The following is a 24,468-nucleotide window of genomic DNA, read 5'->3' as shown; positions in this document are numbered from 1 at the left end:
AGACATAGAAACGCTGCAAACCAATTGCCTTTAAGAGGAAGCCCGATCGCTACATCGATTGCTTTGCTGAAGATTCGCTAACTGCTGCTCTAGGAACGCCAGGAGTTTTCTACTGTGATTATTCTGGCTTTAGACGCTGAAATTCCAAGTACAACTCTGATTCCGTTAGCTGGGCTACTGGCGATCGGACTGGCACTGGTTCACATTTTTGCTTATCGGCTTCGTTTTCTAGATATCACGCCACGAAGTCGCTGGCTCTCGTTTGGCAGTGGGGTGTCGGTCGCTTATGTGTTTGTCCACATTCTGCCGGACTTGAGCCACTTTCAAACCACTTTGCCGGACAGCGTTCCTGAAAGGCTTGCATTTCTAGAACACCATGTCTACTTGATGGCGTTGCTTGGATTGGCGATGTTTTATGGATTAGAACGGGTGGCAAAAATTTCGCGTCAGCGTAGTCAAGAAGCGGGCAATGGAGATGTAACAGAGGCAAAAGTCTTTTGGCTACACATCGTTTCGTTTGGGCTGTATAACTTGCTCATTGGCTATCTGCTCCTGCATCGAGAAGAACCTGGATATGCCAGCCTGTTACTGTTTAGTTTTGCAATGGCACTTCATTTTGTGGTGAATGATTACGGCTTACACCAGCACCACAAAAAGGCTTACGTCAAAATTGGACGCTGGATTTTAGCCGCTACCGTGATTGCAGGTTGGGCGATCGGCAGTCATTCTGAAGTTCCCCACGCGGTGATCGCGCTGCTGTTTTCCTTCCTGGCAGGCGGAATTGTGCTAAACGTGCTAAAAGAGGAACTCCCCGAAGAGCGAGATAGCCGTTTCTGGACATTTGCTTTCGGAGCAACCGGATATGCTGCACTGCTGCTGTTTATCTAGCGTTGATATAGAATTCACGCTCAGCAATAAAACCTCCCGCATGAATTGATTCATACAGGAGGTTGGGTGGAACAGAAAGAGAGGCGATCGCTTTGCAGTTTTCTGAAGGGGTAAGTGCTTTACATTCTCTCTGTCAGGAGATGAGCAATTACCCCCTCGTTTTGAGTTATTGCACCGCTAGCGGAGAAGTCAGCCGTAGATCGAGATCGGTGTTCGGGCTAATCGACAGCAGCGTTACTCGATTGCGTCCCAGGAACAGTCCGGCTAATGCGCCCGCCGCTCCACCGCCCAGCACTTCTTCAGTGGCGATTGCTTCATCTCCTGTTACAGCAGCAATTCCAGCAGCAGCTCCAGCTCCCAGGGCGGCTCCTGCCAGGAGTTCCAGCAAGTTTGCACCCCGTCTGACGGTTTCGGTGTTGGTGACGACCGACGAAGACGCACTGATCGGTAAACGGGTCCCATTCGTCAAAATCACTTCCCGGGAAAAGAACTGTGCCCCGCCCTGTACGGCTCGCAGTTCACCCGAAACGAGACTGCCTGCAGGAATCAAGACTCTGCCGTTTTGCGCCACGATGTCTCTGCCCACGGTGAGCGTCAGAGGCACGGGTTCCGGCTCTTCAGGTGAGATGTAGATCTTGTCTGCCTCACTGTAGCGAACAGGAATTGTGGTTCCGGTGGGAATTTGCACACCTCCCGTTACAGGCGGGGTAGTTGTCCCCGTTTGACCCACCACATAGGGCGACTGAATCGCAGAAACCTGACCCGAACTGACTAACGCCTGATAGATAAAGGCTGCCACTTCAGCACGAGTCGCCGATCGATTCGGATTCAGCGCGCGCACATCGGGATAGTTCACCACAATTTTCTTTTCAGTTGCAGCCGCAATGCTGTTTTTTGCCCAGTCGGGAATTGAGCCTGCATCGTTGTAGGTTCGCAGCGTGTTATCGACTGCATTCGCCGCATTGTAGCCTAAGCCATTGGACAGCGAAACGAGAACCTGGGCACGGGGAATAAACTCATCGGGACGGAAAATATTGCCTGGATAACCCGAAAGAAAGCCCGTGGTGTAGGCATCTCGAATTGCTGCGGATGCCCAGTAGTCTGACGGAACATCCATAAAGCTGGCGGCTTCCCGAACGGGCGATCGACGAAATGCCTGACGCACCATTGCCGCAAACTGAGCGCGAGTCACCGGATCGTTCGGGCGAAATGTGCCGTCTGGAAAACCGCTCAAAATCCCGCGATTGGCAAGTTCTCGAATAAAGGGACGTGCCCAATAATCCGACGAAACATCAGAAAAAGCAACTTGTGCCTGAGCCGGAGCCTGCATGACGATTGGTGCAGCAGCACCAGCAATTACAGCGAAAGCGGACAAAACGGCAGTACCCGACTGCCATGCGTGAAAGCGTGACATGATTGAATGTCCTTTTGGGATGCGAATCGTGAATTCTTGTGACAGAACGGCTGTGCTGGATGCGATCGAAGCTTACCTGTGAGATGGTATAAATCTGCTCTACACGGGGCTTTGAAGCATTAGCCATTTGTTCAGCTCATGCCTTCTTAGACCAGAGAAATTTGCAGAAGTTCCCGATACCCTCTTGACAAACTCGTAAAAAATTAGGCGAATCTTTGGCGTATCAAAAACTGTAACTGAAGGCGATCGTCTCTCTAAAGCGCGTAAGGTATCAAAAGTGCGCTCCTTATGCACCTAAGCCGCAGTCCTGAGTTTCGGGGCTGCTCTTTTTATAGACAAGTTCATAGACAAGATTTTTATAGACAGAATTTTATAGACAAGACGGGATGGACAGGATTCAGCTTCACTGCTCAGCACAACAGGCGTTGCTAAACGATGCGATGACTTCGCCGTCCCACTTTGAGAACTTGGGATTGAACCGGAGCAATCCTGAGTTTCTGCCTAAATTGTCTCAACGCCTAACCAACCGTGCAGCAGTTTCTTTTGTGTCTGAGAAAGAGAATCAATTGCCACGAGTCGATAGCTTGCCGGACGCGGAGCCGCTAAGGTCACAGTACGAGTTCGCAGCTCATCCTGATGAAACACCGTCACCTGAATCAAGTCCCCTGCTCGGTAATCCTTTAGCCGATCGCCTAACTGATCTGCCTTAATTCGTAAGCCATCGATCGCCAATAGCTCATCATCGGGGTCAATGCCTGCCTGCTGCGCCGGAGAGTTGCTTTCCACAAATTTGATCATCTCGCGCCCGTGTTCAGATTTGGCGGTCAGTCCGAGGAACGGCGGATGTCCACTGGTGTCTTCGGGCTGGAGCCGCAGTCCAAAGGGTTCCAGATACTGATCAAAGGGCAGTTCCTCAACGGTGTGCAGGAAGCGATTGAAAAAGTCGGTTGAATCCTCTTCCGCAATCGTCTGAATCACAGACTCAAGCTGTTCTGGAGTGAAGCCAATTTCATCCTTGCCGAACTGCTGCCAGAGTTGCCGCATTACATCATCGAGCGATCGTTGGTTGTGGTGTTTAGCGCGAATTAGCAGATCCAGCAGCAGCGAAACCATTTCGCCCTTGAGATAATAAGAGATCTGTGAGTTGTCGCTGTTGTTATCGCGGCGGTAAAGCTTGATCCAGGCATCAAAGCTCGACTCGCTCAAGGGCTGCACATTGCGTCCGGGGATGGTGAGGTAACGGGTAATTTCCTTGCTCAGCTCACTCAGATAAGTTTTCGCGTCGTAGAGACCTGCCCGGAACGGAAACGCCAGATCGTAAAAGCTGGTCGTCCCTTCGCTAAACCAGAGCGATGGCGTATAGTTTTCCTGCTCGTAGTCGAACACTTCCAACGCTTTGGGGCGAATTCGCTTCACGTTCCACAGGTGGAAAAACTCGTGCGCCACCAACTGCATAAAGCGGTGATAGCGATCGTCTGAGCGGAAGCCGAATCGGGAATAAATCAGCGAACAGGAATTCTTGTGTTCCAATCCGCCAAAGCCTTGAGACGTGAGATGCAGCAGAAACAGATAGCGATCGTAGGGCAGACCGCCAAATAGATTCGCTTCGGTTTCAATAATTTTCTTCGTGTCAGCAATCACCCGATCGGGTTCAATATTGCCCTGTCCCCAAACGACAAAGTGATGCGGTTTGCCCAGCACTTCAAATTCGTATCGCTCCTGCTGTCCCACCTCAAACGGACTATCGACCAGCGTGTCAAAATCCTTCGCTTCAAAGGTGTTTTCCTGCCCGGTCATCAGTGGTAGGGGGGTGGCGATTTGCCAGTCGGCGTGAGGGGGAACGATCGTCACCTGCAAAGGCTGCTTCTCGTAGCCGGGGACGTAAAAGAAAAGGGCTGCCCCATTGAAATAGCCGTGCGTCGCATCTAAATGATTTGTGCGAACCGTGAGTTCGTTGGCAAAGATGCGGTAGCGCACCGTGAGTTCTGAAACGCCTGCGGTATCAATTTGCCAGTGATTTTTGCTCACCTTGCGCCAGCTTAGCGGGCGATCGCTTCCTGCTGCCATCGAAGACGGGTCAGCTTCTGCCGCAAAATCCTGCAAATGACGGGCATACTCGCGCACCAGATACGAGCCGGGAGTCCAGACGGGCATTTTCAGATCCAGCACGTCCGCCTGCCAGCCCTGCACCCGTAACGCTACTTCAAATAGATGATTAGTCGGCTGCGGCATCGCCACCTGATAGTGCAGCGTCAGATGAGTACGCGATCGAGCCACAGGGCGCGTTTCAGTCACTCCGGTCATCTTGAGAACTCACGATAGGGTGTGGTTTGAGTGTAGTACGTCTTCGCAGTGATGACCACTGACCTGCTGTATGACTTGCTGTATGACTTACTGAGTTCTGCCTGCCAGATGAGCCAGCTGCCTCATGTTCGTAAGAAACATCGCATTGCGAGAAGGCACAACCCTGATCCAGCCTTTAGCGTGCAGCTTTTCCATGATTTTGGCAGCTTCTTCAACCGTAATGTCGCTCACATCTGCCAGATCTTTAAAGGGAATATTAAGAACCTCGATGCCGTACTCAGTGGCAGTTCCGTAATGCTCACCTAGTGATACCAGTGTATTCACAAGCTTGATGGCAGGGGGCTGATGCCGAAGCTGAAAGCGGACATTCATTTGCCGCAGCCGTCGTACCATGAGCTGAAGCATTCGGTGATGAAGCTGGGAGTCGCGAAATAGCGTCTGGATAAATCGCTGAGCTGAGATGCTGAGCAGCTTGACCGAAGACAGGGCAATTACATCGGTCGATCGCGGCGACTCGTCCAGAATTGCCATCTCACCAAAGAAGTCTCCGCGTCCTAGGATCGCCAGCGTCACAAACCCTCCCCCGACGTGACGACGCACCTTGACCCATCCCGATTCAACAAAGTAAACGGCATTGCCCCAGGCATCTTCCATCAGCACTGCACGATCGGTCGGATACTCATGCTCGACCGTATTGGACATCAGCCACTCAATCGTCTCTGGACTGGCGGCATTAAACAGAGGAAATAGTTCACTAAACGCAGCAGTCTGCATGAGAAGTTGCGATCGAAGAGGATAATGAAATCAGCCACAATTCTGAGAAACGGCTCCGAAAGTGCGGCAACCGGGCAGGTGATGGGAGGGGTTAGCAATCTCCATGCCTAACTTATACTACCCAGAATTCCTCTAACTTAAATCAAGCTTCAAATCAGGAGTGTTTAAGGCTCTGCCCTAGCGACCTGCTGCCATTCCTGCACAACAAAACCTGGAACCCGTAAAACCTCAGAACGATCGTCCAGGGGCAGCCGCAGTTTGAGGGAACCTCCGATTGGCAACTGCTGCACGATCTTCGTCAGGTCGTACTCTCCCACGTTTGGCACGGCAGTTTGGGGGGTGGGTCGCTCTGCTGCCTGCCAGCTTCTGGCTTCGCTGGTGAGGGTTAGATCTTGAGGATGGCGAAATGTAACAATGCCCGGAAACCCAACAAGTCTCAGTGTCACAGGGGTTAATCCTTCGGGACTGCCGTAGCGAAACACCACGACCTGCCAGGAATTGCCCGATCGATCGCGCAAACTCTGCTTCGAGCGAAACAAAACGCTGCGAAACGGCTCATCGGGATGATTCGCAATGACATCATAGGCTGCAAGCGACGGCTGGGCAAAAAAGCAGGTTGTTAGCAGCAGGACGCTCAGCCATATCATCAGCTTTTGTCGAAAACGAGCCATGCGTTTATTTTGCAGTTCCCCAAAGGGATAATCGAGCATTGTGAAAATCATCCTGGTCAGGCAGATTGCAGCTCTCCCAGTCGCGCCAGCACTTCCTGACTATGGAGTGCGGGACTCACGCCCAGAAATCGATCGCGCAAAATCCCGTTTGGATCAATCAGATAAGTATGACGCAGCGACATTGGACTTAGCCAGGAGCCATAGGCTTTACTCACAGCTCCATCGGTATCCGCAAGCAGAGGGAACTTTAGCCCTTCAGAGTCGCAAAACTCTGTGTGAGAATCCACATCATCGGCACTAATGCCGAGAATTTCTGTGTTTCGCGCTTTGTACTTAGGCAGATCCCGCTGAAATCGCTGTGCCTCTAGCGTGCAGCCGGGGGTGAAATCCTTAGGATAAAAGTAGACTACGACCCATTTGCCGCGATAGTCCTTGAGGGAAATTGTGCCGTTTCCACTGTTGGTGGGCAAGGTAAAGTCGGGCGCAGGCTGATCGATCGACGGCTGAGGTCCGCCCAGGGCAAAGGCAGGGGCGATGGGGCTGAGGGCAACTAGCAGGGCAAAACAGCAGGCTTGTAGAAGCTGAAGCAAGGTACGGCGAGTCATCATGGGCTTTCAGTCGCGATAAAGATGAAGAGTAAGGATGAAGTATTTGTTTACAAAAGTTTACCTTGTTTCATTTGTTGTTTGATTCGCTTCTGAAGTGACGATCGCTCAACGCCTTATTCTTCAGCAGGATGCAGCAGCCGTGCTAATGCTTCCTTTACAGGAGTCGGATTGTATCCCAGGCTAAACGCCAATGAACTATCGAGGCTAACATCCGGGGCGCGAGGGGCAGACATCGGCACATCTGCTTGACGACAGGGGTTCAGCATCGTCTCCGGTAAATCGAGGGCTGCGACCAGGTGTTGCCCAAATTTGTAGCGTGACAGCCGCTCTTTCCCACCGAGATGCACCCTGCCCCGCACTTTGTCCATGATCTGCAAAATGCCTTTTGCAGCATCTTCTCCGCTAACAGGCGTGCGAAACTCATCCACAAACACATTCAGCCGCTCACCGGATCTCAACCTTTGGATAAACGGCTGGAGAAAGCTCTCAGCATGGGGCACATTGCCAAACATCAGCGGCATCCGGCAAACGAGCATTTGAGAACAGCGATCGAGCATTCCCAATTCGGCAGCAACTTTCTGTTCGCCATACAGATTAATTGGGCTGACCGGATCGCCTTCTCGATAGGGCGGATTTAGCCCATCAAACACCAGCTCCGAAGACGTAAACACGCAGGGAATTCCCGCCGCTTCACATCGCTCGGCAATATTACAGGAAGCAACCACATTCGTTTGGTACGATCGCACCGGATCATCCTGACAGTCATTGGGGCGAGACACTGCCGCCGCATGAATTACCGCATCCGGTCGAACGGTGGCAAACAGCGATTTCAGGGCATCCAGATCGGTGAGGTCGATCGGCAGCGAGTGAACTTTTGCCAAATTGACCGCCTGCCGATGATGGGTTCCGTAGACTTCCCAATCGGTTTGGGCAGCTTGGCAGAGATACCATCCCAAAAAACCACTCGCGCCCGTGATCAAAAGCTTTTGCATTGCACTACAATAAACCGATTCATTTTAATAATACGGGTGATCTCCCTTCTGACTTGCGCCATTTTTGCAGAGGACTGCTAATCTATTGGTGCTTTGGTTTAGTTCTAACGCTTTCGTCTTTGCAGGTCACGGCATTCTATGGTTGTTCCTTCGATCGACTTGTTTCGCCTTCGCTGCTCGCGGCTAGCTCCTCAGTTAACCCCCCGTCAAACTGGCAAGCGATTTTTTGCGGTCACGATCGCCGGATTGTTAGCTTCTTGCGTTGCCAGCCCCAGCTACAACCTAGGAGCCGATGCTCCTGGCGTTCCCCTCGATAGCGCAGCCAGTCCTTCTGCCAGTGCCTCGCCTGCTGAGTTTAGCTTTCCTCAGGCATCGTGCAGCGATCGGGAAACGACTCCGACCTCAACCTGGTATCCCGTGGTGATCAAAGGCGGCAATCTAGACGAGATTCGTGCCAAATACTGTCAGGATGCGATCGGCACGATTCAGGCGATCACAGGCGAGCCGACCGTTCAAGTTGCCAGCTTTACGAGCTATGAAAAGGCACAGCAGTTTGCTCAGCTTGTTGGCGGCACGGTAGACGCTCAGCCAGTTGCCCAGGCATCCGAAAGCCCAACCCCCGGCATCAACCCTTCAACCAGTCCAACCGCCAGCCCAACCGCCAGCCCAGCCGCCTCTCCTTCGCCCCAGCCCAGCTCTGCAACTCAGGCAACCGGAAGCGGCACACTCAACACGGCCGACGGATCGCCGATCAACATTCGCACCAGTGCCAGTGTCGATGCCCCGGTTCAGGAAGTTGGCAGTAGCGGCGAATCGATTCAAATTTTAAGCAGCAGTTCGGGCAGTGATGGCTACACCTGGTATAACGTACAAACCGTAGCAGGCGTGACCGGATGGGTACGTGGGGACTTAGTTTCAAACAGTTCCCCAACCGGCGGAACAACTTCCGACAGCGCTGCCCAACCCAGCTCCATTGCCTCAGCCCCCAATAGCACCACCCAGCCCAGCGCAAATCGCCCAACTTCCGAAGCCAGTTCCGGAACGGCTCAATCCTCTCAATCGCCTAATTCTCAATCCAGCACTCTAACTGCCAGCGATCCCGACGCATCAATCAACGTCCGAGCCTCTGCTGGTATCGATGCCCCGGTTCAAACCACGGCTTACGCAGGCGATCCGGTTCGCATTGTCGATCGCACTCAAGGAGCAGACGGCTACACCTGGTACAGTGTTCAGTTTGAGTCGGGTGCGACAGGCTGGGTCAGAGGAGATTTTGTGCAGAATTAGGAGCTGAAGCGCGATCGCAACCGTTCTACTCGGCTGCTGCTTCAGGCTAGTTTAGCTGGGACTGCTCTGCCGCTTGCTTGGCTGCAATCACTTCTTGCTGGAGGCGATCGGCTTCCTCCTGGTACTCGTGCGAAAGTTCTTCAAGACTGTCAGCCATGACAGCAACTTCCTGCCCGATCTGCTTCACTTTTTCAAGCTTTTCACTGTAGTCTGCCGAGATAGTTTTAATCTGGGCAAATAGCTCTTGATATTCATCCGGCGGATTTTCTACCCAGTTCTCAAAGCTGTTTTGCTGCTCCTGAACAATTGCCAATGCTTTTTCCCAGGAGGCTTTACGGCGCAAATCTAGCGTTTTAATTGACTCATACTTTGCTTTGAGCTGTTTAGGAGTTGTCACCCCTGCCAGCTCATAGACCTTTGCTTTTAATTCCTGAAGTTTCATAACAATAAAATCCTCGCTCTAGAGAGCTGCCTGATTTTCCACCCTGTTCCAAGCAAGACGGAGCCGATCGTTTTCAGCACGGAGCTGCTGATTCTCATGAGTGAGCGATTGAAGCTGCGCTCGTAGCTCTTTCACCTGAATCATTGCTTCATCTCGCTGTCGTTTATAACGCTGCGTATGGGCAACGCTGCCGCCTAAACTCTTGTTGTTTTGGGCAAGTTCACGCCTACGCTTTTCAACGGCATCGTATTGTTTCTGAAGCTTTTCTAGCTCTGTTCGCAGTTGTACTTCAGCCTGGCTATTCTCGGCATCGGCTTGAAGGGCTGCATTCTCGGCTTCCAGGATCGCAATGCGAGCTTTATACTGCTCCAGTTCTTTATCTTTGCCAAACAGCTTTGCCTGCAATGCCTGAATCAAGCGAAGCAGCTTCGTTTTTTGGGTTTCTAGCTCACCGCAAGTTTCTGAAAGCTGATTAGCGCGATCGCGCAACCGACCTGCCCGGTACTGTAAAACTTTAGCTGTGCATTCATATTTAATGATGGCAATAACTTTGCTGCGCTCTGGCTCCTCTAAAAGCTGAACTTCACGGCTCAAGCGCAGCTCATCGTAGTTGGTACATTCGTGGCGCAGCTTATAGGTCTCAACATGTCCCGCAACCTGAACTAGCTCATGATTCTTCAGCCGAACCTGCTCATACCAGTAGTCAAACAAGGCTTTACTGTCGTTCATTGCCCGATCGCCTCAGTAGTCAGATTTTACATCCGGTTATTCGTCCCCCTACCTTAACCAGGCAAAGCTTGTAAAAGCGAAATTTTCTTGCATCTTTACGGTGTATTGATACGGTATTTTGAACAGACTTTAACCTGCAAGTTCCCTTCAACCCTCCGATATGCCCCACCCTCGATGCCCTTGATTGCCCCTCTCCCACGCTATCAACACCGCCTCACCTCAGGCGATCGCTAAAATCCCCGCATGCACATGAATCGGAATTTGGTTGACATTGAGTCCGTATTTTGCCGATAATTAGAGTTTGTGTGAACTTTCACCGGAACTAGGATCTTGGCTAACGTAGTCGTCATTGGTGCCCAGTGGGGCGATGAGGGAAAAGGGAAAATCACCGATTTGTTGAGCAAATCAGCGGATGTGGTGGTGCGGTATCAAGGTGGTGTTAATGCTGGACATACCGTGGTCGTGCAGGGGAAAACCTTTAAGCTTCACCTGATTCCGTCAGGAATTCTGTATCCCGCAACAGAGTGTATTATCGGTTGCGGCACGGTGATTGACCCTAAAGTGCTGATTCAGGAACTCGATCAGCTCGAATCCCTCAACGTTTCTGCCAAGAATCTGCTGATCTCCGAAACGGCGCACGTCACGATGCCATATCATCGATTGATCGATCAGGCATCCGAAGATCGCAGAGGCAACCATAAGATCGGCACTACTAAGCGCGGCATTGGTCCCACCTACGCTGACAAGTCAGAGCGGATTGGCATTCGCGTCATCGACCTGATGGACACCGAAGGCTTGCGAAAGCAGTTGCGCTGGACGGTGGAATACAAAAACGTCATCCTCGAAAAGCTGTACAACCTGCCGCCGCTTGATCCCGATGCAGTGATCGAGGAATATCTGGGCTATGCCGATCGCCTGCGTTCCCATGTGGTCGATAGCTCGCTGCGAATTGCTCAAGCAGTGCGTCAAAAGCGCAATATTCTGTTTGAGGGAGCGCAAGGTACCTTGCTTGACCTGGATCACGGCACCTATCCTTATGTCACGTCCTCGAATCCGGTGGCGGGGGGAGCCTGTATTGGTGCGGGCGTTGGTCCCACGATTATCGATCGCGTCATTGGTGTTGCCAAGGCATACACAACTCGTGTCGGCGAAGGTCCATTTCCGACTGAATTAGAGGACGAAATGGGCGAACTCTTGTGCAAACGGGGCGCAGAATTTGGTACAACCACCGGGCGGAAGCGTCGCTGTGGCTGGTTTGATAGCGTGATTGGTCGCTATGCGGTGCGAATTAACGGTCTAGACTGTTTAGCAATTACCAAGCTCGATGTGCTGGATGCGCTGGAAGAAATCAAAGTCTGCGTTGCCTACGAAATTGATGGACAACGCTGCGATGATTTGCCCACGAATGCGCGTCAGTTTGCCCGCTGTCGTCCGGTTTACGAAACGCTGCCTGGCTGGAAGCGATCGACCTCCGACTGCCGCACGTTAGATGATCTGCCACCCCAGGCACTCGACTATCTCAAGTTTCTGGCAGAGTTAATGGAAGTGCCGATCGCCATTGTTTCGCTAGGGGCAAGCCGCGATCAAACTATCATTGTAGAAGACCCGATTCACGGACCGAAACGGGCACTGCTCTACGACAAGGGGAGCCAGCAAGCCGGGGTCAGAGGATAGATTCCTGCGGAAAAAGTCTCCCAGGAAGTTCTTCCAAAAAGTTTTGTCCACTATTGATCTTGTAATCGCGAAATTACTTATGGAACTTACGATCGAATGTCAAAAGCGCCCCGAAGGGAGCAAACCGAACGCTATGCGCCGTGAAGGACAGCTTCCGGCAGTGCTGTACGGTCACAACGGAGCAGAATCTGTCTCGCTAGTCATGGATCTGAAAGCGGCAGAACTGCTGGTCAAAAAAGCATCGCTCAACAATACGCTGATTACCCTCAACGTCACCGACCTGCCCTGGAGCGGCAAAGCACTCCTGCGCGAAGTGCAAGCACACCCCTGGCGCGGTAGCCTATATCATCTCAGCTTTTTCTCAGTGGGTCAGCAAGAGTTTCTGCAAGTTACTGTACCGCTTCACTTTGTCGGCACGGCGATTGGTGTGAAGCAAGAAGGCGGCGCACTCGATACAGTGCTGAACGGACTGGAAATCTCCTGTGCCCCGGGCGACATCCCTGAGACGATCGAAGTGGACATCTCTGATCTGCATGCAGGGGATACGATCCATGTAAATCAGCTTCAGCTCCCCGAAAGTATCACGGTGCTGGGCGATCCCGATCGTGTGGTGGTCAAGGTGCTGGGTCGCGGTGGTCAGGTCAGCGACGAAGTGGATCAGGAAGGCTAAACGGCTTTCCAGTCGAAAATTGAATTAATAAATCATAATGTTGAGCCAGGTTGATTCCTGGCTTTTTTGTTGCTTGGATGACTGCTGTTTGGATATGTTGCTTGGATGGCTGCTGTTTGGATGCGTCAAGCAATCCGGCAGTATGGATCGGCTGCATTTAAGCAATCCGGGATACAGGGACGGTGAAAGCCCCCGACCCTGTTGATCGATTTGATCGATCGTCTGATTTCACAATTAGGATTACTGTATCGAATTACTGGATCGGCTGGTTAAAATAGCGGATTTCAACCCGATCGCCCACCTGTAGCCCCAGTTCCGCAGCGCGTCCGGCTCGGAGTTCGATGACTTGATTCACCGCTTCATTTGTGCCGTAGGTCGGGCAGGGGTCAGTTGTGCAGGGTGGAGAATTCGGTGCAATCGCCTTCACTTCGCCATTCAGCATAAACACCATGTCGAGCGGCTGCGGCGTATTTTTCATCCAGAACTGCAACGGACGCGGCGGATTAAACGGAAACAGCATTCCGCGATCGTCAGGTAAGGCAGGGCGATACATCAGCCCCATTGCCTGTTCGCGAATAGTACGGGCAACCTCAAGCTGAATCTTTTGTCCGCGCATCGTTGCCTCAGCAGTAATCGGCAGCATTTGTCCTGCAGATGGGTTGGTGGCAGATTGGGGGGCAGCAGGTCGATTTAGAGCAGGTTGATTCGCGGGCTGACTGGCAGCAGGCGGCGTTTGGGTAACAGGTGCGGCACCGGGAGAAGACTGGGAAGACTGGGGCGGAGGGGTACAGCCTAACAGCAGGATACCTAAACTAACGCTAAGCAGGGACGGCAGAGGAAGGGACATGAAGGCAATCATCGGATCAGGGGAATCAGGGGAAAGGGAATTTAGGGGACGATGGAGAACCTTAAATCCTCACTAGACACTTCTCTAAAAGCCGCCTCAGAGATTTGAATTATCTCCAGCCTCAACGATACGGCGAAAGAAATCGAGGACGGGTTCTCGATCGATAGGCACAACTCCCGTTGCACCAAACCAGCGATCGAACAGAGCCAGGTCTTCTGGATTTTGATCGAGGACGCCCTGCATAAAGTCAGTCAGGGTTGCATTGACGGCAGCTTGAAAGCGATCGTTCCCTGGCGGCAGCAGACACGCATAGGTTTGCTCGTCGTAGGGCGTGCGCGGAATGACCGTGAGGCGATCGGGTTCAGAGCTGGTACGCCGCATTGCCTCTAGCAAAATACCGTCGCTGGCAAGGGCATCGATCCGATTTCGCTCTAGAGCCTGCATTCCCGTTGCGCGATCGGGTAAATCGACAAATTCTGCAAAGGCAAGGCGACGTTTGACGCTGTCGGCATTTGTGGTGCCTGAGATAACGCCAATCCGAAATTGATTGCCAAACGTGTTCCCTTCTTTGACCAGTAATTGAGTTCCAGTCTGGAAATAGCCGATCGAAAACTGAGCATTCATCGCCCGACTGCGGGAAAAGCTGGTAGAGTCACACAGCAGCTCCATTTTGCCCTGTTGCAATGTGTCATAGCGATTTGCAGGACTCACTTCGACAAACTGAAACCGCACCGATCGCCCCAGCTTGGACTCTAAACGCTGTTTCATCCGAGCCACCAGATCGATCGAAAATCCAGCGGGCTGTCCCTGCGCGTCAAAATAGCTAAAGGGAAAGGCATCGGTTCGTACGCCGATCGCAAGAACCCCTTCCTGCGTCACGCGATTGATCACGGGTTCTGCCCGACTGATGCCTGCACTAAGCAAAATCGTGAGAAACACGACCGCAACAATTACCCCAAAAGAGGAACTGCTTCGCACCGCCTGAAGCCGATAGATTCGATTCACGCCAACCTGCCCTCGGATAAAACGCGATTCCCCAGAGGGGAACTGCTTCGCACCGGGAGTTTACCACAACCTCAGCCGGAATTACGATTCCCGCAGCACATAGCCCACGCCGCGTACGGTTTGAATCAGCCGCTTCTCGCCTTCGTCTTCAATTTTGAGCCGCAGATAGCGAATGTACACTTCAATCACGTTCGACTCGCCCATGAAGTCATAGCCCCAAACGTTTTCGAGAATCTGTTCGCGGGTCAGGACTTCACGGGGATGCTCCATCAGATATTTCAGCAGCTCAAATTCTTTCATGGTCAGATCAATGACCCGATTGCTGCGAAACACTCGCCGCGTTGCCAGGTCTAATACCAGATCTGCAAAGCGCAACTGCTCATGATTGGGCACATCAGAGTGCAGATAAAGCCGCACCAGTTTCAGAAATTCATCGCTGCGGTAAGGCTTCAGAAAATAGTCGTCTGCGCCTGCCTGCAAACAGGCAACCCGATCCTCCAGTGCGTCACGCCCCATCAGTAGTAGAACAGGCATTCGTGCCCCGGTTGCCCGCAGGTGACTGCACAGTGACAGCCCCGAATCTCCTGCCAGCAGCCGATCGACGACTACCAGGGCGGGCTGTATTTCCTTTGCCTGACGCAAACCTGTTGCCGCATCGTAGGCGATCGACGGGTCGTATCCCGATTCGCGCAAATCAGAGCTGACGTGCTGCGCCAACATTTCATCGGTTTCAATCACGAGAACCTTTGGATTTTGCTCCTGAGCCAGACTGCCCATCAGGTCTCACACTCCTTTTTCGATAGCACTCAGCCGATAGCTTTAGGTAGCTTTTCGCCTACGGTAGCTCGACTGACGTGGGCTTTGCTACATGGGGTAGTCCCCATCCTAGCTTTTCTCTCAAAACATGGAAAAATTCATTGGGTCGCAGGCGAATAAACCGAGCCGCATAGGGCGATCGCAGCAGTCGCACCTGATCTTCGGGCAGCACCGAACAGCCGGCATTGCCATCCACGACCATGACCAGCGGGTCGCGGTTTGCCGCATAAATCACTACTGGCTCATGATCAGCAAATACCAGTGCCCGCGATGCCAGCGAGTGAGGACAAATGGGCACAAGCTGCAACACAGGCACACCCGGAGTAATCACCGGACCCCCTGCCGACAGAGAATAGGCGGTTGATCCGGTTGGTGTTGAAATAATAATGCCGTCTGCCGCAATATCGACCGGGGCATGTCGCCCAATTTCGATTTCAAAATGGCACATGCTTGTGAGCGGTTCCCGATGCAGCACCATTTCATTTAGGCAAAGAGCCTCCCACATCAGTCCGCCATCGCGCCAGACTTGCACCGTCAGCATTGCTCGCGATTCGACTTCGTATTTGCCTTCGACGGCTGCCTCGATCGCCTGCGGTAGGTAGTTCACGTAGGTTTCGGTCAGAAAGCCCATGTGCCCTGTATTTACCGTTAACAGCGGAATCTCATGGGGCGCAACCTGTCGGAATGCCGCCAGAACCGTGCCATCACCGCCCAGGACGATCGCAAATGCCATGTCTTCATCAAAGCCAGGGGGGGTAAGCTGGGTGATCGGCGTATGGCAAACCGGACGACCGGGCTTCGAGTATCCCAAGATGCCGCCTTGTCCGGTCGCCTGACAAACTTCCCATCCCAGGGCAGTCAGCTTATCTGCTAACTCCTGGGCAATGCGACAGGCGATCGGTTTGATATCGTTGTAAATAATGCCAGCTTTGGGCACGCTCAATGTCCAGTCAGTTCAGAGATTAGCAAGGATGCGGAACAACCCAAGCAGAATCAACGCTCTGTTAGGGTCGCACTTCCTCTCTAGATTAGAGCGATCGGCGATGCTTTGAACAGCTTTTCGCCAGAAAGCCAGCTTGTAAACTGGTTATTGGCAGCAGAGGAACCGGTACACGGGAAGCCAAAACAAGGCAGGACAACGGTTAACCCGGGTAGACCGAGCAATCTGATTAGTTTTTGTGAATCCACTGTCAGGGAATTGGTATTTGCTTTAGTTGTCGCATTTGTAATATTTTGTTACAACGGGAGGGACAGACGGAACTTAAAAGCGCGTTTCTAACGAGTGCATCCTGATGTTTGGTAGTTTTACAAATCCTAAGAGCAGTTCCGGGACTTCAGGTATGGATTTTGGAGAACGGATGCTCAATGCCGCCGCAACCCAGTCGATTCGCCACCTTTTTTCGCAGTGTGAGTCGATCGAAGTTGCAGTGCGCTGCTATCCTTCTAGCAAATTGCTTCAAGGCAGCATTGATAATTTCAAGATGAGCGGTCGCGGATTGGTGATTCGCCGCCAGTTTGAAGTTGAGGAGATGTCGTTTGAAACCGACGCAGTCTCGATCGACTTCGGCTCGGTGCTAGGGGGTCAGCTTCGCTTGAAGAAGCCAACCCAGGCAGTGGCTCAAGTCGTTTTGAATGAAGACGGTATTAATCGGGCATTTCAAGCAGAGCTGGTTCAGAAGAAGCTCTATCAGGTCGATCTGGAACAGCTGACCAGTCTCTCAGGCGGAGAGCCAGTTTCCTTTCGGGATATTCAGCTTAGACTGTTGCCCGATAATCAAGTCAGCATTGCTGCCAAAACCGATCTGCCTAACCAGAGTGACGTGCCAATTCAGCTTACGGCAACCCTTGCTGTGGAAAAGCGGCGCAGAATCGCCTTTCAAAACCCGAAATTCAACCCGGAGGGCATCGCCGACTCGGCGCGCGGACTCGCGGAAGTGGTGACCGAAGCCTTCGCGCAAGTGCTAAATAATATGGTTGATCTCGATCGCTTTGATCTGGATGGGGTAATGTTACGAATTAATCGTCTCGAAACCCAGGGCAAATCGCTGATCTTTAGCGGCTATGCCCAGATCGACCACTTCCCAAATGCAAATTAGAGCATTGTTAAAGGGAGCTTGAGCCGGGTGAGAGGTTCTAGATGGCTCCCTATAATTCCCCATTAATTACTTGCCGCTCTAAAAGAGCGAGGGGGGACTTTGAAATTGCAAGGGAGCCAGGTTCCCTCAGTATTTATGGGGTAGAAATTTAGGGGGTAGGGGCGGATCAGGGGATGATTTGAACTGTTCAAACATCCTTGTTGACGATCGCCCCAACGATTCAGATCCAACCAGATTCAATGTGCTAATGCAGAATCTACTTTGAGGTCTGCTGAGTGTTGCGCGTTAGACTGCTGAGAAACATTGGGACAAATCGTTCCATCAGGGCTTTGGGGTCGCGCTCCATCACTCGCTGCACTGCCATGAGTCGGGTTTGCTGAAGATCGGGAGCCAGCAGGGTTTGGGGCAGACGTTCCATCAAATAGCCTGCCCGCTGCCACAGTGGAAGGGTATTGGCGATATCCACCAATTTGCCAACGCGCCGTAGCTCTGCGCCAAGGGTAATGTCCATACCACCTTCAAACGCTGCCTGCTCGATCGCCGCATATTTGCGTTTTGCCTGCTCGACCTTCTGCCGATGTTCAGGACTTTGATCTGCCAGTTTTCCCAACCAGCGGTTGCCCCAGCGAACGTGCCCCGCTTCTTCGGGCAGGATACGCTCGATCGTCTCTCGAATTTTGATGTTTTCCTCGGTTTGGGGAGCTTGCTTCAGGGCATAGATATGAGCAGAGAAATACTCACAGCCGCGCTTTTCCGTGACATTGATCGCTGCCAGTGCAGAGATAAGGCCGTCATCCAGATTTTCTTCAGCGTTGAGGTATTCGCGATCGAGCAACCGCTCGAACTCGTCAATGTATGATGCACCGGGCGGGGTATTCACTTCTGCACCCAGATCAACTAGCAAATCCGTTAGCCACATGGCATGGCGAGACTCATCTGAAATATGGTGCGACAAATCGCGGATTAGCTCAGGACATTTGCCATTGAGCTGTTCGATTACGTCAGTTAAGTCCTTGCAGCTTCGCTGTTCGCTATAGCGGTAGCGGTTAAGGGTGAGTAGGTGCAGTTCCCGGTCTTGAACAACCATTTTCAGCACATCACGAGCACTGAAGGAGCCAAAGGAACTGGTGAGTTTGCGTGGGTACGTGACTGTCATCGGTTTAAGGTGGGGGAGTAGGGGGTGGATGGACAGATGGGGGGATGAGTCAGGGAATCGAGGGGTGGGGACGGGTGAGAAGTGATGCTTGGATAGGGAACCGAGCCCGGTCTATGGCTCAAGCTCCCCAACGTTAGGAAATTTAGGGGGCGATCGAAAGCTTTGCGACTTCTCAAACAGGCTCTCAGCCCTTTCCTACGAAGGCTTGCGGGCAACCCAATATTTGCTCATAAAGTGAACTTCCGGTTCAGCAACGATGAACCCAGCTTTTTCCAGCCGTGTCGTCATGTCGTCGGTGACATAGTGGCGGTAATACGGCTCGTGGAACATGATTGGAAAGTTTCGCATTGCGGGAGCCAGTTCGGGTGAATCGCTCATCTGAATCGAATCGCAAACCACCAAAGTACCGCTCGGTTGCAGTACCCGGAAACATTCCTGAATCACCTGCTGACGCGCCTCTGCGGGAAGTTCGTGGAACAGGAAAACGCAGGTCAGACCGTGGAAGAAGTTGTCCTGGTAGGGAAGTTCTTCGGCATTTGCCTGCATTAGCTGAGGCAGTTCGCCCGATTGCTTTGCGGTTCCCCCAAGGGGTAATCGTTGAGAGAGCAACTGATTTGCCTTGCGGAGATAAGCCGGAGAGAGATCCGTGCCAAACAGAGCCGCATCCGGCAGCATTCCGCGAATCATGCGAAGGGTGCGCCCTGTTCCGCAGGCAACATCCAGCACCCGAATCTGATGAGGTGGTACGTCAAACGCGCTGAGTCCCTGCTTCAGGGGAGCCAGTACCCGTCGCCGCATCGCATCCGCCGCCCCATTAAACAGCAGCTCGACCTGCAAATCGTAAAGGTTGGCGGAATGATCACTTAGGTAGCCGTCAGTCTGGTAATGGAAGTTTTGCAGATAGTAGCGGGGATAGGCGTCTTTTTGAATGTCGCGATCGAACTCTTGATAGCGTTTGCCGCCGATCCGCTCCCAGATGCCAATCATGTCCAGAATCACGGTGGGATAGTTCAGCACAAACTCATCCCATGGGTCATCAAACAGCAGGCTTTCGGGGTAAATGCCCTGCTCTGCATCCTGCCAGTCCTGCGCCAGAATTTTGTCCATGCGCTGCTGCACCGTCGCCAACAGCTCAGGCGTCCAAGGTTCGACCTCCTGTTTAGCGTTGGGAGCAAAGAGGTGCATCGCTTGCGTGCTGATTGCTTTATGAGCGACGCTAAAAATGCTTTTGCCTTGCTGCAAGGCTTGGTAGGTCAGTTTAGTGAGAGTCTCAGCCATGAGATCGATTAGATTAGCGGTTAGAACTTGAAAAGGGTGGGTAACAAGACTATGAACTAACAGACTATGAATAAGTGTAACGAAGAAATTATGAATGTTGGACTTCTGAAAACTTTATGAGAACTACTGAATGAGAACCTATGCCCCAGGGCAATCGGTCGTCTGTCTCAAAATCAGCTAACTCCTGTTTCAGAAGAGGTTTGAAAAGTGGAGATAGTGATTCGAACCGCCCCCACAGTTTCCCTTTCTGTTCCTTATCAAGGGAGATTTTAAATAGACTTGAATGGACTTTGAATGGAATACAGTGGGCAAAAGCCTGGGATTGAAGCCCAGGATTAGGGAACTTTGAACAAAAGTAAAGACTGCATCGGAAGCCCTTAGATTGGGGGTTGGGGGCAAAGGCAGCACCTTTGATACTTCTTAAACATCCTCTAATGAAGCAGGCTGAATAGAGCAATTGTATTACAGCCTAAGAAGTAGGATTGCTTAATGACATCCACCGAAAGCGGCATTCTAGCAAGGAAATCAAGGGCTATCGCGATTTTTGAGCACGAAGCGACAGTCCCTAGAGCGGTGGTTCGTGTGCTGCTCTGATCAAACAGCATCATTCAATGCAAAACAATTTCCCCTGCAGGGCGATCGCAGCCACTCACATTCTTGAGCGAAAAGTAAACTTGAGTCATGCTAGAGGGCAGCGTCTTGATTGCAGGATGCCCAGTTCTATTCGTCTGTCTGCTATGTCGATTAAAAATTTGACTTCGTTCGGTTTGCTTATCTTCATTCCGATTTCGATCGCTGCCGAGCGGCTAGGGTGGGGTGCTTTAGCCGTGTTTTTCACTGCCGCAATCGCGATCGTGCCTTTGGCGATCTGGCTCAGCACTGCCACCGAGGAAGTTGCGGTTGTTTCGGGTCCGTCGATCGGGGGCTTGCTGAATGCGGTATTTGGCAATGCCACAGAGCTAATCATCGCGCTGGTTGCACTCAAGGAAGGCTTGGTGGAAATCGTGAAAGCCAGCATTACCGGAACAATTATTAGCAATTTGCTGCTGGTGATGGGGTTGTCGATGCTGCTGGGCGGGCTGCGCTACAAAGAGCAGGAATTTAAGCCGATCGTGGCACGGGTGAACGGCTCAACGATGACGCTGGCAGTAACGGCGATCGTGCTTCCGGCAACGGTAGTTTCGACTTCGCAGGGGGTTGCGCCCCAGGCGATCAGCCAGCTTTCGGCAACGGTGGCGATCGTCCTGATTGCGGTTTATGCGCTGACGCTGCTGTTTTCGCTAAAGACGCACAGCTATCTCTATGAAGTTGGACTGGCTGACCTGGAAGAAGGCGAATCGGGAGAACCGCATGAGAAACCGAATCTAACCCTTTGGATTGGCGTGTTGCTGGCTGCGACGATCGGAGTTGCCTTTGAGTCTGAGATCTTTGTGGGTGCGGTTGAGGAAGCGACAGCCGGATTGGGACTCACCCCGCTCTTTACAGGCGTGATTTTGCTGCCGCTGGTAGGGGGTGCTGCCGAATATGTGACTGCCGTGCGGGTGGCGATGAAAGACAATATGGATCTGTCTGTCTCGGTAGCGATGGGATCAAGTCTGCTGGTTGCGCTGCTGGTGGCGCCGCTACTGGTGCTGGTTGGGCAGGCGATCGGACAGCCAATGGATTTGAATTTCAATTTGTTTGAAGTCGTTGCGGTGACGATCGCCGTGATTATTGCGAACCTGATTAGCTTAGATGGGCGATCGAACTGGCTGGAGGGCGTGCTGCTGCTGGCAACTTATACCGTTTTGGGAGCCGCGTTCTATTTCCATCCGGCGATCGTGTCTGCGGTGAACTAATTTCATTCATCAATCCTGCTTGAATCTCGTTACTTGAATCTTGATCTCGTTCAATGCCCGCTTGCCTCAATTTGCGAATATCGGAGGGTGAATGTACGTTTTGATTGGCGGAGCCGGACTAATGGGACTAAACCTGGCGCAAAGGCTGGTCGATCTAGGACACACGATCGCCCTGATTGACATCGATCCGGTTGCCTGTCGCTATGCCCGTGAGCAGCTCGGCGTGATGGCATTTGAAGGGAGTGCGGTGAGTACTGATCTGCTGATGGAAGCAGGCATTCGCAAAGCAGATGTGCTCGCTGCCGTCCTACGAGAAGATGCGCTGAATCTGGCAATGGTTGCCCTGGCGAAACACTACGGCGTGCCGCAAATTCTGGTGAGAATGCGCCATCGCGACTTCGCCGAACCCTATCGGATTGCCGGAGCAACATCGATTACCAATGCGGTGGATCTGGCAGTTTCCACAATGGTGAATGCGATCGAGTATCCCCAGGTGGAGTCAATGATGCACTTTGAGCAGGATCAGATCGAAGTCTTAAAGCTGCCAATTCCCTCAACTTCGGCGATCGTCGGTCATCGTTTGGTAGAGCTAGCGCAAGACCCCCAATTTCCCGAAGGACTGCTGATTATTGGCTATCAGGCACACCCGCATGAGGATCTGATCATTCCCAACGGCAATACGGTAATTGAGGGTGACTCGACGGTGCTGATGGTGACGAAGCCGGGGGTGTTGCATCAGGTGATTGATTATATGCAGGGGGTGGAGAGATAAGGGAATGGGGAGATAAGGAGATAAGGGGGAATTAGGTAGGGCAGTATTTAGGCTTGCAGGAATTCTGGGGCGATCGAGTGATTTTCGAGGGTTCTTAAATAATTTTTGAATAGTGTAGAAATTTATGCTTTTGCTATCGCATCATAGACTGGGCGAATACAGTCTGGGTGAATAAACTCACAATTTAAGCCTGCCCGATTAAGTCTTTGTAATAATCATTCAAGTCATATCAAAGCTGCGTATAAACTAAGAGATCGTCTAGATTCAGTTGAATCAATTTTGATTAGGTAAGATTTTTCCTAATCGAATTGGCTCGGCTGATTTGATTGAGTTGGGGCTATTCGTTTGAGATGAAATCCTACTGAGACAGGATGAGTGCGATCGATTAGGTTGCTGTCGCCAGGCTGCTGAGAATATCAGAATCGAGAGGGCTAGGAAGTCGTTCTCCGAATTAGGAGTTCTACCCCTACATTGAGTTCTCATTGCAGTTGCAAAAGCGATCGACGGCTAAAGTTGATTTCAAAAATAAGGACGGCTAATTAACAACTGACCGCAAAGCACAAATCCTTAATAAATAAAATTCGATTGGAGATTCCTAAAAATGTTTTCAAGAAGAATCGTTACAAAATTACTGCTGTCTCTATTCACGTTTTCTCTGATTGTTGCCTGTGCCCAAACGAATACGCCTGACCAGGCAGCCTCGACTGGTTCATCGGGCGGTTCTGGGGCAACAGGGAATGCAATTCCCATTGGGGTCGCCGTAGCGCAAACCAGCAACGTTGCTCTGTTAGGTCAGGAACAGGTACTTGGCGCAAAAATTGCTGAAACCTACTTCAATGACCAAGGCGGCGTGAACGGAACTCCGATCAGGCTCGTACTCCAGGACACCGCAGGCGATGAGCAGGGCACGATTAACGCTTTTAACGCGCTGATTACTCAAGACAAAGTGGTCGGTATTGTCGGACCAACCCTTTCCCAGCAGGCGTTTGCTGCCGATCCAGTTGCCGATCGCGCTAAAGTTCCAGTACTGGCTCCATCGAATACGGCAAAGGGAATTCCCCAGATCGGCGAATATATTGCGCGGGTGTCGGCTCCGGTTGCGGTTGTGGCTCCAAACGCGCTAAAGACGGCTTTGACGATCAATCCCAACATCAAAAACGTTGCCGTTCTGTTTGCTCAAAATGATGCCTTCAGCAAATCAGAAACCGAAACGTTTCAGAATGCTGTGAAGGAAGCGAATCTGAATCTCACCACGGTGCAAAAGTTCCAGACGACGGACACCGATTTTCAAACTCAAGCAACAAATGCCATTAATACCAATCCTGAACTGGTGATTATTTCTGGTTTGGCAGCAGACGGCGGCAACTTGGTGAAGCAGCTTCGCGATCTGGGTTATCAGGGCTCGATTATTGGTGGTAACGGTTTGAATACATCGAACATCTTTCCGGTTTGCAAGAAAGATTGCGACGGCATTTTGATTGCTCAAGCATACAGCCCGGAACTTGATAATCCGATTAACAAAGCATTCCGCGAAGCCTACAAATCACAAAATCAGAAAGAGCCGCCTCAGTTTAGTGCCCAGGCATTTACAGGCGTTCAGGTGTTTGTTGAAGCACTCAAATCACTTGATAACAAAACCAAGCTCAATACTCTATCGCTAGAGCAACTGCGATCGGAACTCAACAAAGAAATTCTGGCAGGCAACTACGAAACGCCGATCGGTTCAATTGCCTTTGATCCTGAAGGCGAAATTCAGCAGAGCCAGTTTTATGTCGCACAAATCAAGATGGACGCGGACGGCAATAACGGACGATTTGAATTCTTGAAGTAGTAGGATATTTGAGAAGTCGCGTAGGTTCTGCGTTGCTTCTTAAATTTCCCGTTAATGAGGGATTTTGAGACTGAAGAAGGATCTGTTTTTAGCAGAGTCGAAAACGGTTTTGAGGATGAGGCTTGCAAGATTGATAAGGTGAGTATTACCTTCTCTATCTTTGATTGGATCGATCGCCTCCAAAGCGTCAAATAAAGCATCAAAGTATCTCTGAAAAGCCGCAATTGTGCTTTAATTCGCTCTGCTAACTCTCTAACTTGGCAGGAAATACGCCTTCTCAAGTTCAAAGTTCCCCAATATTAGGGAATGTGGGGGGCAATGCAGGATCTCGAAGACTCCTGAAACAACTTGTTAAAACCCCGATCGATCCCCTGATTGA

General features: G+C 51.6%; 22 protein-coding genes. 8 read left to right on the top strand and 14 right to left on the bottom strand.

Translation table 11 applies throughout. The features are described 5' to 3' along the window. Positions 1-117: 117 nt before the first annotated feature. Entirely contained in the window at positions 118-888 is a 771-nt protein-coding gene (locus NDI45_RS01265) for a hypothetical protein (protein ID WP_348245981.1), read from the top strand. A gap of 166 nt (positions 889-1,054) precedes the next feature. On the opposite strand, the gene NDI45_RS01260 is transcribed toward NDI45_RS01265, so the two are convergent. From NDI45_RS01260 to NDI45_RS01235, 6 genes are all read right to left on the bottom strand, one after another. Continuing rightward, positions 1,055-2,302 (bottom strand): S-layer homology domain-containing protein, encoded by a 1,248-nt coding sequence (locus NDI45_RS01260; protein ID WP_190792270.1) that lies wholly within the window; start codon positions 2,300-2,302, stop codon positions 1,055-1,057. Between the two features lie 501 nt (positions 2,303-2,803). Further along, the gene (locus tag NDI45_RS01255; RefSeq protein ID WP_190792271.1) at positions 2,804-4,606 is read right to left on the bottom strand and encodes a M61 family metallopeptidase; all 1,803 of its coding nucleotides are present in this window, start codon (positions 4,604-4,606) and stop codon (positions 2,804-2,806) included. An 87-nt stretch (positions 4,607-4,693) separates the two neighbouring features. Continuing rightward, positions 4,694-5,380, bottom strand: coding sequence for a Crp/Fnr family transcriptional regulator (locus NDI45_RS01250; RefSeq protein WP_190792272.1), 687 nt, complete (start codon positions 5,378-5,380; stop codon positions 4,694-4,696). A 164-nt stretch (positions 5,381-5,544) separates the two neighbouring features. Next, a complete protein-coding gene (locus NDI45_RS01245; RefSeq protein WP_190792273.1) occupies positions 5,545-6,090 on the bottom strand; it encodes a DUF3122 domain-containing protein in 546 nt (181 codons plus the stop codon). Positions 6,091-6,107: 17 nt separating this feature from the next. Then, on the bottom strand, positions 6,108-6,656 hold the full coding sequence (locus NDI45_RS01240) for a peroxiredoxin (RefSeq protein ID WP_190792274.1): 549 nt from the start codon (positions 6,654-6,656) through the stop codon (positions 6,108-6,110). Positions 6,657-6,772: 116 nt separating this feature from the next. Then, positions 6,773-7,651 carry an NAD(P)-dependent oxidoreductase gene (locus NDI45_RS01235; RefSeq protein WP_348245818.1) on the bottom strand — a complete coding sequence of 293 codons (879 nt, stop codon included), beginning with the start codon at positions 7,649-7,651 and terminating at the stop codon, positions 6,773-6,775. Positions 7,652-7,789: 138 nt separating this feature from the next. On the opposite strand from NDI45_RS01235, the gene NDI45_RS01230 reads away from it, so the two are divergent. Beyond that, positions 7,790-8,935 (top strand): SH3 domain-containing protein, encoded by a 1,146-nt coding sequence (locus tag NDI45_RS01230; protein WP_348245817.1) that lies wholly within the window; start codon positions 7,790-7,792, stop codon positions 8,933-8,935. 46 nt (positions 8,936-8,981) lie between these two features. Here NDI45_RS01230 and NDI45_RS01225 read toward each other — a convergent pair whose 3' ends face one another. Next, positions 8,982-9,377 carry a hypothetical protein gene (locus tag NDI45_RS01225; RefSeq protein ID WP_348245816.1) on the bottom strand — a complete coding sequence of 132 codons (396 nt, stop codon included), beginning with the start codon at positions 9,375-9,377 and terminating at the stop codon, positions 8,982-8,984. Positions 9,378-9,395: 18 nt separating this feature from the next. Further along, positions 9,396-10,106 (bottom strand): hypothetical protein, encoded by a 711-nt coding sequence (locus NDI45_RS01220; protein WP_348245815.1) that lies wholly within the window; start codon positions 10,104-10,106, stop codon positions 9,396-9,398. A gap of 330 nt (positions 10,107-10,436) precedes the next feature. On the opposite strand from NDI45_RS01220, the gene NDI45_RS01215 reads away from it, so the two are divergent. Further along, positions 10,437-11,780: an adenylosuccinate synthase gene (locus tag NDI45_RS01215; RefSeq protein WP_348245814.1), complete on the top strand. Its 1,344-nt coding sequence runs from the start codon at positions 10,437-10,439 to the stop codon at positions 11,778-11,780. 79 nt (positions 11,781-11,859) lie between these two features. Then, positions 11,860-12,450, top strand: coding sequence for a 50S ribosomal protein L25/general stress protein Ctc (locus tag NDI45_RS01210; protein WP_190790767.1), 591 nt, complete (start codon positions 11,860-11,862; stop codon positions 12,448-12,450). Between the two features lie 253 nt (positions 12,451-12,703). On the opposite strand, the gene NDI45_RS01205 is transcribed toward NDI45_RS01210, so the two are convergent. The 4 genes from NDI45_RS01205 to NDI45_RS01190 form a co-directional block, all read right to left on the bottom strand. After that, complete coding sequence (locus NDI45_RS01205; protein WP_348245813.1) at positions 12,704-13,297, bottom strand: DUF192 domain-containing protein; 594 nt, start codon at positions 13,295-13,297, stop codon at positions 12,704-12,706. Positions 13,298-13,393: 96 nt separating this feature from the next. Further along, on the bottom strand, positions 13,394-14,302 hold the full coding sequence (locus tag NDI45_RS01200) for an amino acid ABC transporter substrate-binding protein (RefSeq protein ID WP_348245812.1): 909 nt from the start codon (positions 14,300-14,302) through the stop codon (positions 13,394-13,396). Positions 14,303-14,383: 81 nt separating this feature from the next. Continuing rightward, positions 14,384-15,079, bottom strand: coding sequence for a response regulator transcription factor NblR (nblR, locus tag NDI45_RS01195; protein WP_348245811.1), 696 nt, complete (start codon positions 15,077-15,079; stop codon positions 14,384-14,386). A 58-nt stretch (positions 15,080-15,137) separates the two neighbouring features. Next, positions 15,138-16,055 (bottom strand): NAD(+) kinase, encoded by a 918-nt coding sequence (locus NDI45_RS01190; protein WP_348245810.1) that lies wholly within the window; start codon positions 16,053-16,055, stop codon positions 15,138-15,140. Positions 16,056-16,458: 403 nt separating this feature from the next. Between NDI45_RS01190 and NDI45_RS01185 the strand changes: the two genes are divergently transcribed. Next, a complete protein-coding gene (locus tag NDI45_RS01185) occupies positions 16,459-17,214 on the top strand; it encodes a DUF2993 domain-containing protein (protein ID WP_242067197.1) in 756 nt (251 codons plus the stop codon). Between the two features lie 256 nt (positions 17,215-17,470). On the opposite strand, the gene NDI45_RS01180 is transcribed toward NDI45_RS01185, so the two are convergent. Next, positions 17,471-18,370, bottom strand: a complete 900-nt coding sequence (locus NDI45_RS01180; RefSeq protein WP_190790773.1) for a ferritin-like domain-containing protein — start codon at positions 18,368-18,370, stop codon at positions 17,471-17,473. A 195-nt stretch (positions 18,371-18,565) separates the two neighbouring features. After that, complete coding sequence (locus NDI45_RS01175) at positions 18,566-19,648, bottom strand: class I SAM-dependent methyltransferase (protein WP_190790774.1); 1,083 nt, start codon at positions 19,646-19,648, stop codon at positions 18,566-18,568. Positions 19,649-20,385: 737 nt separating this feature from the next. Between NDI45_RS01175 and cax the strand changes: the two genes are divergently transcribed. From cax to NDI45_RS01160, 3 genes are all read left to right on the top strand, one after another. Continuing rightward, a complete protein-coding gene (gene cax, locus NDI45_RS01170) occupies positions 20,386-21,486 on the top strand; it encodes a calcium/proton exchanger (RefSeq protein WP_190789714.1) in 1,101 nt (366 codons plus the stop codon). Between the two features lie 91 nt (positions 21,487-21,577). Further along, positions 21,578-22,258, top strand: a complete 681-nt coding sequence (locus NDI45_RS01165; protein ID WP_190789713.1) for a TrkA family potassium uptake protein — start codon at positions 21,578-21,580, stop codon at positions 22,256-22,258. A 601-nt stretch (positions 22,259-22,859) separates the two neighbouring features. Then, positions 22,860-24,089, top strand: coding sequence for an ABC transporter substrate-binding protein (locus NDI45_RS01160; protein ID WP_348245809.1), 1,230 nt, complete (start codon positions 22,860-22,862; stop codon positions 24,087-24,089). Positions 24,090-24,468: the final 379 nt, after the last annotated feature.

The organism is Leptolyngbya sp. GB1-A1, from assembly GCF_039962475.1.
Taxonomy (GTDB): Bacteria; Cyanobacteriota; Cyanobacteriia; order Elainellales; family Elainellaceae; genus Leptolyngbya_A.
The sequence above is the reverse complement of the archived record's forward strand: the minus strand, read 5'-3'. Positions and strand labels throughout refer to the sequence as shown.

Bases quoted from the DNA above. Each gene is read 5' to 3' on its own strand.
- NDI45_RS01165 (WP_190789713.1), top strand. From the start codon at position 21,578: ATGTACGTTTTGATTGGCGGAGCCGGACTAATGGGACTAAACCTGGCG.
- NDI45_RS01255 (WP_190792271.1), bottom strand. From the start codon at position 4,606: ATGACCGGAGTGACTGAAACGCGCCCTGTGGCTCGATCGCGTACTCAT.
- NDI45_RS01225 (WP_348245816.1), bottom strand. From the start codon at position 9,377: ATGAAACTTCAGGAATTAAAAGCAAAGGTCTATGAGCTGGCAGGGGTG.
- NDI45_RS01185 (WP_242067197.1), top strand. From the start codon at position 16,459: ATGGATTTTGGAGAACGGATGCTCAATGCCGCCGCAACCCAGTCGATT.
- cax (WP_190789714.1), top strand. From the start codon at position 20,386: ATGTCGATTAAAAATTTGACTTCGTTCGGTTTGCTTATCTTCATTCCG.
- NDI45_RS01210 (WP_190790767.1), top strand. From the start codon at position 11,860: ATGGAACTTACGATCGAATGTCAAAAGCGCCCCGAAGGGAGCAAACCG.
- NDI45_RS01230 (WP_348245817.1), top strand. From the start codon at position 7,790: ATGGTTGTTCCTTCGATCGACTTGTTTCGCCTTCGCTGCTCGCGGCTA.
- NDI45_RS01235 (WP_348245818.1), bottom strand. From the start codon at position 7,651: ATGCAAAAGCTTTTGATCACGGGCGCGAGTGGTTTTTTGGGATGGTAT.
- NDI45_RS01180 (WP_190790773.1), bottom strand. From the start codon at position 18,370: ATGACAGTCACGTACCCACGCAAACTCACCAGTTCCTTTGGCTCCTTC.
- NDI45_RS01245 (WP_190792273.1), bottom strand. From the start codon at position 6,090: ATGCTCGATTATCCCTTTGGGGAACTGCAAAATAAACGCATGGCTCGT.
- NDI45_RS01220 (WP_348245815.1), bottom strand. From the start codon at position 10,106: ATGAACGACAGTAAAGCCTTGTTTGACTACTGGTATGAGCAGGTTCGG.
- nblR (WP_348245811.1), bottom strand. From the start codon at position 15,079: ATGGGCAGTCTGGCTCAGGAGCAAAATCCAAAGGTTCTCGTGATTGAA.
- NDI45_RS01240 (WP_190792274.1), bottom strand. From the start codon at position 6,656: ATGACTCGCCGTACCTTGCTTCAGCTTCTACAAGCCTGCTGTTTTGCC.
- NDI45_RS01260 (WP_190792270.1), bottom strand. From the start codon at position 2,302: ATGTCACGCTTTCACGCATGGCAGTCGGGTACTGCCGTTTTGTCCGCT.
- NDI45_RS01205 (WP_348245813.1), bottom strand. From the start codon at position 13,297: ATGTCCCTTCCTCTGCCGTCCCTGCTTAGCGTTAGTTTAGGTATCCTG.
- NDI45_RS01250 (WP_190792272.1), bottom strand. From the start codon at position 5,380: ATGCAGACTGCTGCGTTTAGTGAACTATTTCCTCTGTTTAATGCCGCC.
- NDI45_RS01175 (WP_190790774.1), bottom strand. From the start codon at position 19,648: ATGGCTGAGACTCTCACTAAACTGACCTACCAAGCCTTGCAGCAAGGC.
- NDI45_RS01160 (WP_348245809.1), top strand. From the start codon at position 22,860: ATGTTTTCAAGAAGAATCGTTACAAAATTACTGCTGTCTCTATTCACG.